This window comes from Actinoplanes sp. NPDC051346, assembly GCF_040682215.1.
GTDB lineage: Bacteria > Actinomycetota > Actinomycetes > Mycobacteriales > Micromonosporaceae > Actinoplanes.
This window is the reverse complement of record NZ_JBFBAJ010000014.1, coordinates 106,575-122,831: the sequence shown is the minus strand read 5'-3', so window position 1 is coordinate 122,831 and position 16,257 is coordinate 106,575. Positions and strand designations below refer to the sequence as shown.

Sequence of the window (16,257 nt, the reverse complement as noted above, 5' to 3'; positions counted from 1 at the left end):
TCGGGGTCGGGCGGCGGATCACGCCCGGCCGCAGTACGGTTGTACTGTTCGCGTCGTTCCGCGATAGGGGGTGTTCGGGTGTCTTCCGGGTCCGATCCGCACCTGCTCGCCCTGCTGCGAGCCATGCGCCTGCGCTCGGCGGCGCCCGAGGCGGCGGCAGCCGGCGAGGCGGACGCGGCGGCGGCCCTGCAAGATCGCCTCCACAGCCGGGAGGCCGACGCCCGGGACCGGCCGGACAGCGTGCATCCCGAGGAGCTGGTGCACCCCGAGTGGCCGGCCCGCGAGAGCAGGACGGAACTGCCGGCCGCCCATCCCTTTCGGGAGCTGTCGGCACCCGGCATTTCCCAGCCTGACGAGGCCGAGCAGCTGGACGCGGTCCGGGAGCAGGGAGCCGAGGCGGCCGGTGGCTTCCGTGCCGGAGTCGCGCCTGTCCCGTCCGGTCCGCGCTGGACTCCACCCCAGAACCCGCGTGGACCGGTAGCGGAACCGGGCACACCCAGCGCCGACACCCCGGCACCCGCCGATTCGGCCGCCACGACGCCGGTGCCGACCCCGCCGGGCGGCACACCGCCGGTCGCTACCCCGCCGGTGCCCAGCCCGTCGGGCGGCATCCCGCTCGGGACGATCCTGCCGGACTTCGACGGCACGATCCCGACCTATCCGCCGAGCGCCGACGAGGCCTCGAACCTTCCGCCGGGGACAGACGACGCGGCTCCGGCCCGGCCGCCCGGCACCTTCACGCCCCGGACCACCCCCTTCGGCGCCACACCGCGGGGTACCTCCATGCCGAACACCGCCGTGCCGGGTACCGCCGTGCCGGGTACCGCCGTGCCGGGTACCGCCGTGCCGGGCACCGACCCGCGCGGCACCGCCGTGCCGGGCTTGGACCCGCGCGGCGCCGTCCTGCCGGGCACCACTCCGCCCGCCACCACCCCGGCGGGCACCAGCCGGCGGGGCACCACCGCGCCCGGTGGCGTCGGGTCAGGCACCGTCGGGCTTGGTGGCATCGACCTGGGTGCTGGCGGCGCGGACCCCACCGGAGCACCGGGTCTCGCACCGGGCACCATCCCGCCGCGTCCCGCCCCGGCGGGCGGGACACTGCCGGGCGGCGGTTCGGGCACACCGCGGCCACCGATCGCCGACGTCGACCCCGGCCATCTGATGGACCTGCTCCCGCAAGACCTCGGACACGCCGGCCCGACCCCGGGCAGGCCGTACCCGGTAGCGCCGGTGCCTGGCACACCGCCACCGACGCTCCCCGGCACCCCACCTCCCGCCACCGGCCCCGGCACTTTCCCACCCGCTCCGGGTGCCGGATCGGGGCCGTTGCCGGCGGTCCGGCCCGGCTCCGGCCAACCGCTGCCCGCGGTTCCTCCTCTCCCGGGAGCCCCGGTGGCGGGCCCCGGCACCTCACTGCCCGCGGTGCCACCTGCTCCAGGAACCCAGCCGGCCGTGCCGGGGGCGTCGCCTCCAGGGCTTGCGCCGACCGGCTCGGGTGCGCTGCCGCCGGCCGCCTCGGGCGCGGTGCCGGCCGTGCCGACGCGGCGCCCCACCATCCCCTATCCACCCGGCCCCGGCCCGTGGAGCGCCGCCATTCCCGCCGGCGCGACCGAGGCGATCGGCGGCATCCCGGCCATCGGCAGCCCCCGCCTGGTCGGCCCGGCGTGGCAGGGTGACCAACTGTCGCCGATCGCGCCTCTGCCCCCGGTCCGTCCGCCCGCGGCCGGCCGTGCCCCCGCGCCCGTCGACGGCATGGACCCGGCCGACGACGCCGAACTGCACGCGGTGCAGCGCCTGCTGACCAGCAGCCTGTCGCTGGCCGGCGGGCAGATAGAGGTGGCTACCCGCCTGCGGGCCGCACTCGTTCAGGCCGAGCCCGCCCTGTTCGCCAGGCTTCCCGGCGGACCGCTCGCGCAGATCGAGCAGCTCGCCGAGGGCCTGTCCTGGCTCGTCAACAGCATCGACCAGCCGCCGACTCTCGTCGCCGGCTTCGGTCGCCTCGGCGCCGCTCTCGCCGAATGCGGGGTCGCGCCGCAGCAACTGCAACTCGCCGGCGCGGCGCTGGCCGAGGCGATGCGCGCCGGAATGACCGCCAACGGCTGGCGGCAGGACTACGACCAGGCCTGGCGGTCGACCTGGCAGCACGCGTACGAGTGGATCCTGCACGGTATGAGGGCCGCGCAGTACCAGCCGGTGACCTGGACAGCCGTGGTGGTGTCGCACGAGCGGCGCCGAGATGACCTCGCCGTGGTGCGGCTGCGGCCGTACCTGCCGATGCCGTACCGGCCCGGACAGTACGCACGGATCGAGGTGCCCGAGCTGCCCGGCGTATGGCGCCCCTACTCGCTGGCCGGAGCGCCGCGCCGCGACAACATCGTCGAGCTGCACGTACGCGCGAAGTCGCTGGACGGAGTCAGCGGCACGCTGGTGCACCGGATGCGGGTCGGCGACAAAGTCAAGATCTGGCGCGCCGAAGGCGACATGAGCCTGCCCGCCGAGGGCCGCGACCTGCTGATGATCGCCGGCGACACCGGCGTGGCGCCGCTGAAGGCACTGCTGACCGAGCTCGCCGAGACGAACGACCCACGCTCGGCCGTACTCTTCTGGGGCGTCCGGACCCTCGACGAGCTCTACGACATCGAGGCCCTGGTCGAGGTCGCCCACGCGGCGCGGCGCGCCACCGTCGTGCCGGTGATCTCCGAGGGCCCGGCGGGACCGTACGCTTCCGGCCTGGTTACCGACGCGGTCGCGGCCTATGGTGAGTGGTCGGGCCACGAGGTGTATCTGGCCGGCCCGCCGGTCATGCTGGCGGCCACCAGCCTCGCCCTGCACGAGCTCGGCGTGGCCCCCGAGCGGATCCACCACGACCAGCCCGAGTGACCCCGACGCCGCTACTCGCTGACGCGGACCCTTTCGGCATCCGAGTAGCGTTCCGCGAGAGTCCGAATATACAAGTCCCTATTCGTCACCTTGAAGGAATACGGATCCGGGTTTGAGAACTGGGCTCGCGGCCGGGAACGCAGTCGTTCGACAGCACTGGCGGAGGCGTTGACTCTCGCCTGTTCCAGGCTGTAGCAGCCTTGCACGCTGGTATTGATGACCATGGTCATACCCGCGATGAGGGCCACGCCGAGCGCGCCAGCGGTGTTGAGCTTGGCCGCTCCGATGGTGCCGGTCCGGCCGATCCGGGCAGCTTGAACGGCTCCCCGCCGCTGAATCCGGGCGGCTTCCCTCGTCGCGTCAGCCGCGACGGTGGCCTCGTGATTGTTGCCTCCCCTGGGCATCCACACAGAATGTCACAACCAATCACGCGGCAACCACAAAGCGTTCAGGCCTCGGAACTATGCGAGCCATCGTCGTATCCGGGCTGGCGATGGCTCCGACCGTCATCCGGCGTCAGGGTGTCGGGGCGCTGGCTGAGCGGGCGGTGGCCTCGATGGCGGACATCAGCAGGTCCACGCCGAACGCGAAATAACGGTCGAGGTCGGGCTCGCGCTGGAAGGTGTCGGCGAAGGCGACGAGCATCGGGAACCGGTCGGCCGGCAGGCGCTCCAGTTTGAGGCGGCGCTGTCGGCGCCATTCGGCGGCCTCCTCGGGTGGCACTCGGGCCGGGCAGCCGGGCTGCCAGGCGACCAGGCCGATCACGCCCTGCAGCAGGTACGACGCGGCCCAGTAGGCCTCCTCGACGGTGAATCCGGCCTGGGTGAGCAGGGCCAGCGCGTCGTTGTCGGCGCGGCTGAAGCTTTCCGCCTCTTCCTTGTCCACCGACATCAGCAGGACCGGCAGGATCGGGTGTGCCCGCATGACCGAGACCAGTGTCCGCACCATCGCGCGTAGCTGGTGCTGCCACGGGTCCGTTGCGGCGCGGTCGGCGCGGACGCCGGCGAACGCGTGGTCGACGATGCCGAGCAGGAGTTCGTCCTTGTTCTTGAAGTGCCAGTAGAGCGCCATCGGGGTGACGCCGAGTTCCTTGGCGAGGCGTCGGATGGTCACCGCTTCCAGGCCCTCGTCGTCGCCGAGGCGCAGCGCGCGTTCCGCCACGGTTGATTTGCTGAGTTTCTCCGCCGCCACTTGACAACCATACAACGTACAGGTCTCATGTACGAGGTACATGTACGACGTACATGTACCTCGTATAAGGGAGAGCTCGATGGAGAAGAACCGTCGGTGGTGGGCGCTCGTCGCGGTGGCGTTGGGCACCTTCATGACGTATCTGGACAACAACGTGGTCAACGTGGCCCTCCCGTCGATCCAACGGGACCTGGGCCTGACCATCAGCGGGCTTGAGTGGATCGCCAGCGCGTACATCCTGGTCTTCGCCGGCCTGCTGCTGGCCGGCGGCCGGATCGCCGACGTCCTCGGCATGCGCGGCACGTTCTTCACCGGCCTGGCGGTGTTCGCCGTCGCGTCGGTGGTCGCCGGCTTCGCCGGCAGCCAGGAAACCCTGATCGCCGCGCGGGCCGTGCAGGGCATCGGCGCCGCATTGCTGACCCCGGCCTCGCTGGCCCTGCTGCCCGAGCTGTTCCCGGATCCGCGCGAGCGTGGCGCGGCGATCGGCGTCTGGGGCGCGGTCGGCGCGCTCGCGCTGGCGGTCGGTCCGCTGGTCGGCGGCTGGCTGAGCGAGAACACCTCGTGGGGCTGGATCTTCCTGATCAACGCGCCCATCGGCGTCGTCACCGCGGTCCTCGCCGCGCTCACGCTGCCCGCCGGCCGGCGCGTCGCCCGCGGCCTGGACCTGCCCGGGCTGGCCACGTCGTCACTCGCGCTTTTCGCCCTGACGTACGCCCTGATCGAGGGAAGCTCGCGGGGCTGGACGTCGGGCACCATCCTGACCGGCTTCGGGATCGCCGCCGTGGCGGCGGTGGCGTTCGTGGTGATCGAGGCGCGGTCCGCGAGCCCGATGGTGGACCTGGCCTTCCTGCGCATGCGGGTGTTCACCGGCGGGCTGCTGGCCATGGGGCTGTGGGCGTTCGGGGTCTTCGGGATCTACTTCTACACCGCCATCTACCTGCAGAGCGTGCTCGGCTTCACGCCCACCGAGGCGGGTGCCGCGTTCGTCCCGATGGCGCTGGTGATGGCCGTGACCGCGACCCTGGCGCCGCGCCTGGAGGTGCGCTTCGGCGCCGCCCGCACGGTGGCGGGCGCACTGGTGCTGATGGCGGTGGCGGTGGGCGGGATCGCCACCAACGGCGAGGGCACGGTCTATCTCGACCTGCTGCCCTGGTTTGTGCTCTACGGCGTCGGGGCCGGGATGATGGTGCCGCTCAACAACGTCATCGTCGGGGCGCTGCCGGCCAACAGGGCGGGGATCGCGGCCGGGATGCTCAACGTATCGCGGGAGGTGTTCGGCCTGCTGGGCATCACGATCCTCGGCGCGATCCTGACCAACCGGGCCGCGGCGGCGACCGGCAGTGAACTGCACCGCTACCTCGAGGGCTACCAGTTCAGCCTGGTGGTGGCGGCGATCCTGGTCGCGGTCGGCGTGCCGGTCAGTCTGTACGCACTGCGCTCGGCGCGCGCCGAGGCGCCGGTCACCGAGGAACGGGTGCCGGAGCCTGTCTGACGGCTCAGAGCATCTGGGCGAGGGCCTTCGCGTACGCGGGCGGCACGAAGGTCTCCCCGCCCGGGGCGAGCACCGACTCCCGGGAAGCCTCCGCCCACGCGGCGGCCGGGACCGCGTCGCGCAGCGCGGTGACCACGGGCGCGTCGCGCCACTGCGGATCGTCGGCGAGCATCGTGAGGGCGACCAGGGACTCCTCGACCTCGCCGACGCATTCGAAGGGCTTGTGCGCGTCGATGCCGAGCAGTTCGAGATAGCCCGGGACCTGCGCGGGCTCGGCGAACAAGTCGCGGCCGAAGATGCGGGTCAGGCGCTCGCGGGACATCGAGGGCGCCATGGCGAGGGCGACGAAGCGGCACTTCGGGCAGTCGCCGCACCAGCGGGCGGTCGGGTCGTGCAGCTTGAACGCCTTGTTGCAGCTGGTGACGACGTCGTCGTACGCGGTGAAGCGGGCGAACAACTGGGCGATGTGCAGCTCCGAGAGTGACCGCAGCAGCGAGAAGTACGGCTCGGTCAGCCCGGCGTGCGCGGTGACGGCGGCGCGCAGCAGACCCTCCGCCGCGACGCCCTTGGACCACTGGTGGTTGATCGGGTGACCGTTCCAGATCAGGTTGGGGTCGGAGGCGGACCGCTCGTTGGACATCACCACCGGGCCGAGGCCGTGCAGGGTGGCGGTGGCGATCGCGATGAGCGAGTTGATCGCGGTGACCGGAATGTGGCCGTTGCGGGCTCCGGCCTTGTTGAGCTCGAACAGGCGGGGGTCGAGCCGTCGGCGGGCGGCCAGCGCGGGCAGGCCGGAGGCGGCGTTGACGTTGACGATCACCGGGTTGGGATTGACCGAGAACGGCACCGGGTCGAGGCCGGCGGCGCGCAGGATCTCCAGCGAGACGATGGAGTCCTTGCCGCCGCCGACGGCCGACAGGGGGCGCCCGCCGGAGTTGTCCACCGGTGCGGCCGGCGGGGCCGTCGCGGGCACGCGCACGGTCATGTCGAGCACGTACGGGAGCTTGTTCACGTACGCGTATTCGCCGAGTCCCTGGCTGTAGACGGCGTCGAACAGGGCCGCGGCCTCGGCCGGCACGGCCGTGGGCGCCTCGACGCGCTCGGGCGCGCCGACCTTGTAGTAGCTCACCCCGGCGACGACATGCAGCAGGTCGAGCACCCGGTAGAAGGTTTCCGGCACGTCCCCGCCCGGGCGGGTCGGGAAGGTGATCGTCTCGGTGAAGGATTCCGGGGTGGGCCCGTCGAGCAGGTAATCGAACGTCGCGACCCCGGTGTCGGGGTCGTATGCGTACGAGGGGAAGCGCATGACGTCGAACTGCACCCGCGAACTCCTGTCACTGGACCGACGGGCAATACTAGTGCGATCAGACCGAGGGAGTATTCACTGTGCGCCTGGCAGACCTGCACGGACGTTCCGTAGCCGTCTGGGGGACCGGCCGTGAGGGCCGGGCCGCCGTCATCGCGATCGCCGCGCACGGGCCGGGCCGCCTCATGGCGGTGGACGACAGCGCCAACTTCCTGTCCGTGCCGTGGGAGGGGGAGCTGGCCGCGCTGGCGCCCCTGGCCGGCGGCGACCACGCCTTTCCCGCGCTCGTCGCCGCCGATGTCGTGGTGCGCTCGCCCGGGGTGCCGCAGACCCACCCGTGGATGGCGGAGCTGCGCGCGCGGGGCGTGACGGTCACCGGTGGCAGCGCGCTGTGGATGGCCGACCACGCCCGGCGCACCGTGGGCGTCACCGGCAGCAAGGGCAAGAGCACGACCTCGGCGCTGATCAGCCATCTTCTGGCCGGCGTGGGGCGGCCGAACGTCTTCGGCGGCAACATCGGCGTGCCGCTGCTGGATCTGCCCGACGCCCAGCAGTACGTGCTCGAGCTCTCCAGTTACCAGTGCGCCGACCTCACCGATTCGCCGCGTGTCGCCGTCGTCACCTCGCTCTTTCCGGAGCACCTGGACGCGCACGGCGGCGAGCGGGAGTACTACCGCGACAAGCTGAACCTGCTGGCCCACGGACCGGAATTGATCGTGGTCAACGGTGCCGACCAGCGGCTGGTCCGCGAGACGATCGCGGCCCGCGACGCCAACGGGTTCCCGGCGATCCCGGCCGGGTCCGGCGACTCCCGGTTCCGGGTGGACGACGACGATCTCGTCTACTGCAGCGACGAGCCGCTCTTCCGGCGCGACGCGCTTCGTCTGAAGGGCCGCCACAACGGGCACAACCTGTGCGTGGCGTTGGCGGTTCTGGACGGCATGGGCATCGACGTGGTGGGGCAGGCCGAGCAGCTGCGGACGGCGGTCGAGTCGTTCGAGGGGCTGCCGCACCGCCTGTCCGAGATCGAGGATCCGTCCGGGCTGACCTTCGTCGACGACACGCTGTCCACGAGTCCGTATTCGGCCATGCACGCGATCGACGCGTACGAGGGGCGGCCGCTGACCGTTCTCGTCGGCGGCACCGATCGCGGGCTGGACTACACGCCGCTGCGGGAGCATCTGCGCGGTCGGGACATCACCGTGATCGGGCTGCCGGACAGCGGGCCGCGGATCCTGGAGGAGCTGGCGGGTCTGCCCGGCGTGCGGACCGAGCCGGCCGAGGACCTGCCCGCCGCCGTACGCCTGGCGCGCAAGGTCACCCCGGCCGGCGGCGTGGTGCTGCTGTCGCCGGGGGCACCCAGCTATGGCCGTTTCCGCAACTTCGAGCACCGCTCGGAGGTCTTCGCCCAGGCCATCCGCGACAGCGCCTGACAGATTCTGGGTATTTTTTTCGCCGCTCCACCGAACGCCCTCGCCTTGCGCGGGGGCGTTTCGCATTGCGGGCTAAAGCGGACGTAAGAATCGGGACAAAACGCAGTATGTGATGGCGGTCACGTCCTAACGGCCTTATCGGAAGATGGGGCGGTTGACGGACCGTCTTTGCCGTGCGTGCTCTTGGTAACGGTTTGAAAACTTCACCCACAGTCTTGACAGGAGGGGCCTCGCAGTAAGAACTTTTACCGCGACAGTTAACACTCCTTCGTGAGAGGACGGCCCATGGTCGAGCCGGACGTGGACGGCACCGCCTCAACCGTGGTGGCCGACCCTCTGGTGCGCGATCAGGCGCCCGCTGCCGCGAGCGACGGCGTGCTGGTACGGGTACGCACCATGCTGCCGGAGTTCACCGGGGCGCTGCAGCGCGTCGCCGAGCGGGTCCTGGCCGATCCCGCCGCCGCCTCGCGAGCCACGATCGTCGAGCTCGCCGAGCGCAGCGGCACCTCGCCCGCCACGGTCACCCGGTTCTGCCGGGCGATGGGCTTCGACGGGTACGCGGACCTGCGGCTGGGCATCGCCGCCGAGACCGGTCGCGCCCGCGCCGCCGGCTGGACCGTCGACATCGGCCGCGAGATCCAGCCCGGTGACCCGCTCCAACGGGTCCTCGCGCAGATCATGGCCGCCGACACCCGCGCCATGCACGACACCGCGGCGCTGCTCGACCTCGCCGAGGTCGAGCGGGCCGCGGTCGCGATCGCCGAGGCGCCCCGGGTCAACATCTTCGGCGCCAGCGGCAGCGCGCTGGTCGGCGAGGAGATGCAGTTCAGCCTCCACCGCATCGGCGTCGCCGCGTGGGCCTGGACCGACGTGCACAACGGCCTGGCCAGCGCCGCGCTGTCGCGCCCGGGTGACGTGGCGCTGGGCATCTCGCACTCGGGCGAGACCGGCGAGACCATCGAGCTGCTCGCCGAGGCCAGCAGCCACGGCGCCACCACCATCGCGCTGACCAGCTTCCCGCGTTCGCCGCTGGCCGAACTCGCGGACATCGTCCTGCTCACCGCCACCCAGGCCACGACCTTCCGGCCGGACGCGCTCTCCGCGCGCCACCCCCAGCTCGTCGTGCTCGATCTGCTCTACGTCGCCGTCGCCCAGCGGACCCACGAACGTTCGCACGCGGCTTTCCAGCGCACCGCGCAGGCCGTCAGCGGCCACAAAGCCGTCAAGGACGGCAGCTCCGCCCCGTGAACCCCCTCTACCTCATGTGTGATCTCGTTTTCAGGAGGAAAGCGTGAAGCGCAGAATCGCCGTCGCCGCGACCCTCGCCGCGACGCTGCTCGGCGCCGCCGGGTGCGGCTCGAGCGGTGGCAGCGGCACCACCCCCAACGCCAACGCGTCGGTCAACGGCGCCGGCAAGACCATCAAGGTCTGGCTCATGGTCGACGCCCAGTCCGGCTGGTCCGACGTCGTCAAGCAGGCCAACGACCGCTTCACCCAGGCCACCGGCGCGCAGGTGCAGGTCGACTACCAACAGTGGACCGACCACCTGGCCAAGCTCGACACCACGCTGGCCGGCAGCGAGGTGCCCGACGTCGTCGAGCTGGGCAACACCGAGATGCCCAAGTACGTCTTCAACGGCGCCTTCGCGCCGCTGGACAAGGGACAGTTCGAGAACTCGGGCCAGTGGCTGACCGGCCTCTCCGCGCCGTGCGAGCTCGACGGCAAGACCTACTGCGTGCCGTACTACGCCGGTGCCCGGGTGCTGGCCTACAACACCGAGATGTTCTCCAAGGCGGGTCTGAACGTACCCAAGACCTATGACGACGTTGTCGCCGCCGCCAAGAGCCTCAAGGAGAAGAACGGGAGCGACAAGCAGTTCTCCGCCTTCCACATGCCGGGCAAATACTGGTACGCCGCGATGGCCTGGGTGAAGGGCTCCGGCGGCGACATCGCCCGCAAGAACGGCGACAAGTGGGTCGGCGCGCTCTCCGAGCCGGCCTCGCAGCAGGGCCTCACCAAGTGGTCCGAGCTCGCCAGGACCTACTTCAGCGGTGACCCGACCAAGGACGAGACCGACCAGGCCGCGATCTTCGCCCAGGGCAAGACCGCGATGATGTACGCCAACGGCTGGGAGGTCGGCGCCGCTCAGGAGCAGCCGAAGGACCCGAACAAGCCGGAGGCCGGCAAGGTCAAGACGAAGGTCAGCGGCAAGGTCGCGAGCGTCGCGATGCCCGGCATCCCGTCCTTCCTGGGCGGCTCGGACCTGGCCGTGACGGCGAAGAGCGCGAACGCCGATCTGGCGGCCAAGTGGGTGCAGATCTTCACCGACACGAAGTCGCAGGAAGGCCTGATCGCCAAGAGCGCCCTGCCCAACGCGACCAACCTGCTCGACAAGGCCGCCGCGATGAAGGGCAACGAGGCGACCGCGCAGGCCGCCAAGGAGACCTGGTTCGTGCCGATGGCACCGAAGTGGTCGGAGGTCGAGTCCGCCAACGTGCTGCAGAACATGCTGGTCGCCATCGCCTCCGGCAAGTCCACGGTGGCCGATGCCACGAAGGACGCCGACGAGAAGATCAACAAGATCCTCAACGCCGCCTGACCCGCCGCCGCCCGCCCGACCCGGGCGGGCGGCGCACCGACCAACCGCGAAAGAGGTGAAACCGATGTCCGTCGTCGACTCTCCATCCGCGCCGCCGGCGCCGGTGCCGCCCGCCGCGGGCCCGGCCGGCCCGGTCACGGGCAAGCGCCGGGCGACCACCGGCGGGAAAGCGCCGTACGTTCTGGTGCTGCCCGGCCTGCTGTTGCTGGCCGCACTGCTCGGCTATCCGCTGGTGCGGATGGGTGTGCTCTCCTTCCAGCAGCTCGGTCTGCGGCAGCTCTTCGGGAACCTGCCGCCGGAGAACGTCGGCTTCGACAACTACACGCGGATCCTCACCGACGCGGTCTTCTACCAGGTGGTCGGGCGGACCGTGGCGTTCACCGTGGTGTCGGTGGTGCTGACCGTGCTGCTCGGCCTCGGCGTCGCCCTGCTCATGCGTCGCGTCGCGCCGGGCGTACGGATCATGATGATCGTCGCGATGATGTTCGTCTGGGCGATCCCGCAGCTGGTCGCCACGCAGACGTTCCGGTGGCTGGTCGACTCCGACTTCGGCGTCCTGAACTGGCTGATCGACCGTATCCCCGGCGTCGACTTCGCCAACCACAGCTGGTTCGCCGATCCGGTCCAGGGCTGGATCGTCATCACCGCCATCGTGGTCTGGGCCGGGATCCCGTTCATCGCGATCACCCTCAACGCCGGCCTCACCCAGGTGCCCAAGGAACTGCTCGAGGCGGCCGTGATCGATGGCGCCTCGGCGTGGCAGGCGCTGCGCCGGGTCACCATGCCGATCCTCAAGCCCCTGATGGTCATCGTCACCACGCTGTCGGTGATCTGGAACTTCGGCCTCTTCACCCAGGTGTGGGTGGTCCGCAACGGCCGTCCCGAGGAGGACTACCAGGTGCTCGCCACCTGGTCCTACAGCCTGGCCTTCAAGAACAACGACTACGGCCTGGGCTCGGCGATCGCGGTCGTCACCGTCCTGCTGATGCTGGGCGTGATGGTGTTCTACATGCGACAGATGTTCAAGATCGGAGACGTGGACTGATGGTCGCCGTCGCCCCGCATATCACCGTCCGCAGGCGTCGCCGCAAGGCGCGCGAGTCCGACACGCCCACCGTCGGGCGCAGCCGGGCGGGCACGATCGCGGCCAACACGGCCGGCGTTCTCTTCGCGCTCGTCATGTTCTTCCCGATCTACTGGGTGGTGAACACGGCCTTCAAGCCGGCGCCCGAGATCCTCCAGTTCGATCCGACCTTCTATCCGCACGGCTTCACGCTCGACAACTTCACGTCGGCCTTCAACGCGCCGTTCTTCCAGAAGGACCTGGTCAACGGCGTCCTGATCACCGTGGGCGCGGTGCTCGGGGCGCTGGTGGTCGGGTTCCTCGCGGCGCTGGCGATCGCCCGGTTCAGGTTCTACGGCCGTAAAGCGATCATCCTCATCGTCCTGTCGGTGCAGATGGTGCCGCTGGTCGCGGTCCTGATCCCGCTGTTCCTGATGCTGCAGGACTTCCGGCTCACGAACAGCCTGTTCGGCGTCACGCTCGTCTACATCGTGCTGATCCTGCCGTACACGGTGTGGACACTGCGGGGCTTCATCCAGGGCGTACCCCGGGAGCTCGACGAGGCGGCGGAGATCGACGGAGCCAGCCGGTTCCAGGTCTTCTGGCGCATCATCCTGCCGCTGACCGGGCCCGGCCTGGTGGCGACCTCGGTATACGGCTTCATCCAGGCCTGGAATGAATTCATCATCATCAATACCCTCAACGAGCAGGCCAACCAGAACCTGATGGCTTGGCTCATGCAGAACCAAACGAGCAAGGGGACCTTCTGGGGTCCTCTGATGGCAGGGTCGATCCTGACCGCGCTCCCGGTGGTCATCTTCTTCCTGATCGTCCAGCGCAACATCGCAACGGGCCTGACGGCCGGCGCCGTCAAGGGCTGAACCGGCTCCGCATCAACACCCCCTGAGGAGAAAGCGCATGACCGACATCCTTAAGCCCGAGGTCGACCGCCGGACGCTGCTGCGGCGCGCCGCCGCCGTCGGCCTGATGGCCACCCCCGCCGCGAGCATGCTGAGCGCCTGTGTCGGGGGCGGCAAGAGCGCGGACACCGGCGACAAGCCGAAGGGCGCCGTCACGGCGACCAACCCGCTGGGCGTCAAGGAGGACGAGCCGCTGGAGATCGTCATCTTCAACGGCGGCCTCGGCACGAAGTACGCGACCGATGTCGACATCCCCTCGTACAACAAGCTCTTCCCGAACTCCAAGGTCAGCTTCAACCAGACCGAAGAGATCGCCACCGTGGTGCAGCCGCGGTTCAGCGCGGGCAACCCGCCGGACATGATCAACAACTCCGGCTCGAAGTTCATGGACCAGGGCGCCCTCGTCCAGGCCGGCCAGGTGCAGGACCTCACCGAACTGTTCGCCGCGCCCTCGGTGGACATCTCGGGCAAGACCGTCAAGGACACCCTCATCCCGGGCACCGTCGAGCAGGGCATATTCGACGGCAAGCCGTACGTGCTCAACTACGCCTTCACCGTCTTCGGCCTCTGGTATTCGGCGAAGCTGTTCAAGGACAACGGCTGGACCGTGCCGTCCACCTGGGCGGACTTCACCGCGCTGCTCGACAAGATGAAGGCCAAGGGCATCACCCCCTACGGGTACGCCGGAGCCAACGCGCCGTACTACCAGTACACGGTGATCCTCACCAGCGCCGCCAAGATCGGTGGCGCCGACATCCTCAAGAACATCGACAACCTCGAGGACGGCGCCTGGACCAACGACGCCGTCAAGCAGGCCGCGAAGGCGTGGGCCGAGGTCGGCGCGAAGTACTCGGACAAGGCGTTCCTGGGCCAGAAGCACACCGAGGTCCAGCTCAAGCAGAACCAGTACAAGGTCGGCCTCTACCCGTCCGGCTCCTGGCTGGAGAACGAGCAGGCCAAGGACACCCCGGCCGGCTTCGACTACCAGCTCATGCCGCTGCCGAGCGTGACCGCCTCGGACAAGCTGCCCGTCACCGCGCTCTACGCCGCGGCCGGCGAGCAGTACTTCGTCGCCAGCAAGGGCAAGAACCCGCGCGGCGGCATGGAATTCCTGCGCCACATGCTCTCCAAGGCCGGCGCCGTGGGCTTCACCCAGCTCACCAAGACCCTGACCGTGGTCGCCGGCGCCACCGACGGCATGGAGATCAGCCCCGGCCTGACCTCGGGCAACAAGGCCCTTTCGGCAGCGGGCGCGGACACCTTCAGCTTCCGCTTCGACACGTGGTACAAGAAGCTCGACGACGAGGTGCGTGCCGCCACGAACGAGCTGATGTACCAGGGCGGCAGCGCCGACAAGTTCTGCGAGCGGGTGCAGAAGGCCGCCGACGCGATCAAGAAGGACTCCTCCATCAAGAAGTTCCATCGCTGATCCCTATCCCCTTGACGACCTAGACCGCGATCACGGACGGAGCACAGCACCATGAAGCACGGCAGGTACCCGTTCATCATCGGCTTCCTGATCGTGCCGGTGGCCATCTATGGGACGTTCGTGGTCGCGGCTTACCTTCAGGCATTCCAGCTGTCGTTCACCAACTGGCGGGGCTTCTCGCCGGAGGTGAACTACATCGGGTTCGACAACTTCACCAAGCTGTTCCAGGACAACACCTTCTGGAAGGCGATCCAGCACCATGCGCTGCTGCTGGTCTTCCTGCCCCTGCTGACGATCATCCTGGCGCTCTTCTTCGCGTTCCTGCTCAACGTCGGCGGCGGCTCGAAAGGCGGGCGTACCCGGGGGGTCTGGGGGTCGAAGGTCTACCGGGTGGTGTTCTTCTTCCCCCAACTGCTCGCCCTGGCGCTCGTGGCCGTCATCTTCTCCCGGGTCTACTCGCCTGACGAGAGCGGCCTGATCAACGGCCTGCTGAACCAGGTCGGCGGGGAACCGATCCTGTTCCTCGCCGACAAGAACCTCGCACTCTGGTCGATCCTCGCCGTGCTCGTGTGGCAGGCGGTCGGCTTCTATGTGGTGCTCTTCTCCGCGGGCATGGGCTCCATCCCCACGGAGATCTACGAGGCGGCGGCGCTCGACGGCGCCACCCGCGGCACCCTGTTCTTCAAGGTGACGCTGCCGCTGCTGTGGAACACCCTCCAGGTCGCGTGGGTCTATCTCGGCATCGCGGCCTTCGACGCCTTCGCCCTGGTCAACGTGATGTCCGTGGACCGCGGTGGCCCGGACGGCGCGACCACCGTGCTCGGCCTGGAGATCTTCCGCAACATGCAGGACTACGCACAGTTCGGCTACGCCTCGGCGATGGGCGTCGTGCTGTTCTTCCTGACCCTCACCTTCGCGGCGCTGACCCTGCGGGTCACCCGGCGCGACGCCGTCGAGCTCTGAGCCGCACCGGGAGCCTGAGATGACCAACCTGCGTACCGACGTTTCCACTCCGCCGCCCGGCACGGTGCCCTACCCGGGCGCGCGGCACTCCGCCGCCGCGGCCGGCGACAAGCGCGAGATCAAGATCTTCAGCGGCTTCGCCCACATCGCGCTGGCGATCTGGGGCCTGCTCGTGATCGCGCCGCTGATCTGGGTGGTCCTGGCGTCGTTCAAGAGCAACACCGAGATCTTCACGCACGCGCCGTTCAGCCTGCCGAGCCAGCTGTCCTTCGAGACGTACAAGACGGCCTGGACCGAGGCCCACATCGGCCGCTACTTCCTCAACAGCGTCTTCGTGGTGGCCGTCAGCACCACCGGCACCATGGTCTTCGGGTCGATGGCCGCCTACGTGCTGGCCCGCTACAAGTTCTTCGGCAACCGTTTCATCTACTACCTGTTCGTCTCGGGCCTGGCGTTCCCGGTCTTCATGGCGATCGTGCCGCTGTTCCTGATCCTGCAGAACCTCAACCTGCTGAACACGTACACCGGTCTGATCCTGGTCTACATCGCCTACTCGCTGCCGTTCACCGTCTTCTTCATGACGGCGTTCTTCAAGACGCTGCCCAATCAGATCGCGGAGGCGGCGGTCGTCGACGGCGCCTCGCACACCCGGCTCTTCTTCCAGGTCATGCTGCCGATGGCCAAGTCCGGCCTGGTCAGCATCACCATCTTCAACATCGTCGGCCAGTGGAACCAGTACCTGCTGCCCGTGGCGATCATGCAGGGCGCCGGCGCGGACGAGAAGTGGGTGCTCACCCAGGGCATCGCCAACATCTCGGTCTCGGCCGGCTACCAGGCCAACTGGGCCGCCCTCTTCGCGGCCCTCACCCTGTCCATCGTCCCGATGATCATCGTGTACGCCTTCTTCCAGCGCCAGATCCAGTCCGGCCTGACGGCGGGCGCGACGAAGTAGGCCGTTTCTGTCGTACCCGTGTTCCTAAA

Annotated in this window: 13 protein-coding genes; 10 read left to right on the top strand and 3 right to left on the bottom strand. The window is 69.5% G+C overall.

The window, feature by feature from the left end; genetic code table 11:
* The first annotated feature begins 78 nt into the window (after window positions 1-78).
* Window positions 79-2,880, top strand: a complete 2,802-nt coding sequence (locus AB0M36_RS30130; RefSeq protein ID WP_364164210.1) for a hypothetical protein — start codon at window positions 79-81, stop codon at window positions 2,878-2,880.
* An 11-nt stretch (window positions 2,881-2,891) separates the two neighbouring features.
* On the opposite strand, the gene AB0M36_RS30125 is transcribed toward AB0M36_RS30130, so the two are convergent.
* Window positions 2,892-3,284: a hypothetical protein gene (locus tag AB0M36_RS30125; RefSeq protein WP_364164207.1), complete on the bottom strand. Its 393-nt coding sequence runs from the start codon at window positions 3,282-3,284 to the stop codon at window positions 2,892-2,894.
* Window positions 3,285-3,396: 112 nt separating this feature from the next.
* Window positions 3,397-4,071 (bottom strand): TetR family transcriptional regulator, encoded by a 675-nt coding sequence (locus tag AB0M36_RS30120; protein WP_364164204.1) that lies wholly within the window; start codon window positions 4,069-4,071, stop codon window positions 3,397-3,399.
* A 79-nt stretch (window positions 4,072-4,150) separates the two neighbouring features.
* Between AB0M36_RS30120 and AB0M36_RS30115 the strand changes: the two genes are divergently transcribed.
* The gene (locus AB0M36_RS30115) at window positions 4,151-5,563 is read left to right on the top strand and encodes an MFS transporter (RefSeq protein WP_364164202.1); all 1,413 of its coding nucleotides are present in this window, start codon (window positions 4,151-4,153) and stop codon (window positions 5,561-5,563) included.
* A gap of 4 nt (window positions 5,564-5,567) precedes the next feature.
* Here the strand turns inward: AB0M36_RS30115 and AB0M36_RS30110 are convergent, their stop codons facing one another.
* Entirely contained in the window at window positions 5,568-6,869 is a 1,302-nt protein-coding gene (locus AB0M36_RS30110) for a hypothetical protein (RefSeq protein ID WP_364164510.1), read from the bottom strand.
* Between the two features lie 80 nt (window positions 6,870-6,949).
* On the opposite strand from AB0M36_RS30110, the gene murD reads away from it, so the two are divergent.
* The 8 genes from murD (at window position 6,950) to AB0M36_RS30070 (ending at window position 16,228) form a co-directional block, all read left to right on the top strand.
* Window positions 6,950-8,302, top strand: coding sequence for a UDP-N-acetylmuramoyl-L-alanine--D-glutamate ligase (gene murD / locus AB0M36_RS30105; RefSeq protein WP_364164201.1), 1,353 nt, complete (start codon window positions 6,950-6,952; stop codon window positions 8,300-8,302).
* A gap of 285 nt (window positions 8,303-8,587) precedes the next feature.
* Entirely contained in the window at window positions 8,588-9,550 is a 963-nt protein-coding gene (locus tag AB0M36_RS30100; RefSeq protein ID WP_364164198.1) for a MurR/RpiR family transcriptional regulator, read from the top strand.
* A 43-nt stretch (window positions 9,551-9,593) separates the two neighbouring features.
* Window positions 9,594-10,901 carry an extracellular solute-binding protein gene (locus tag AB0M36_RS30095; RefSeq protein ID WP_364164196.1) on the top strand — a complete coding sequence of 436 codons (1,308 nt, stop codon included), beginning with the start codon at window positions 9,594-9,596 and terminating at the stop codon, window positions 10,899-10,901.
* Between the two features lie 64 nt (window positions 10,902-10,965).
* Entirely contained in the window at window positions 10,966-11,946 is a 981-nt protein-coding gene (locus AB0M36_RS30090; protein ID WP_364164193.1) for a sugar ABC transporter permease, read from the top strand.
* Window positions 11,946-12,845, top strand: coding sequence for a carbohydrate ABC transporter permease (locus AB0M36_RS30085; protein ID WP_364164190.1), 900 nt, complete (start codon window positions 11,946-11,948; stop codon window positions 12,843-12,845). The genes AB0M36_RS30090 and AB0M36_RS30085 overlap by 1 nt, the downstream gene beginning before the upstream one ends.
* 37 nt (window positions 12,846-12,882) lie before the next feature.
* Complete coding sequence (gene ngcE, locus AB0M36_RS30080) at window positions 12,883-14,313, top strand: N-acetylglucosamine/diacetylchitobiose ABC transporter substrate-binding protein (protein ID WP_364164187.1); 1,431 nt, start codon at window positions 12,883-12,885, stop codon at window positions 14,311-14,313.
* Window positions 14,314-14,364: 51 nt separating this feature from the next.
* Entirely contained in the window at window positions 14,365-15,276 is a 912-nt protein-coding gene (locus AB0M36_RS30075; RefSeq protein ID WP_364164185.1) for a sugar ABC transporter permease, read from the top strand.
* A gap of 19 nt (window positions 15,277-15,295) precedes the next feature.
* Window positions 15,296-16,228, top strand: a complete 933-nt coding sequence (locus tag AB0M36_RS30070) for a carbohydrate ABC transporter permease (RefSeq protein WP_364164183.1) — start codon at window positions 15,296-15,298, stop codon at window positions 16,226-16,228.
* Window positions 16,229-16,257: the final 29 nt, after the last annotated feature.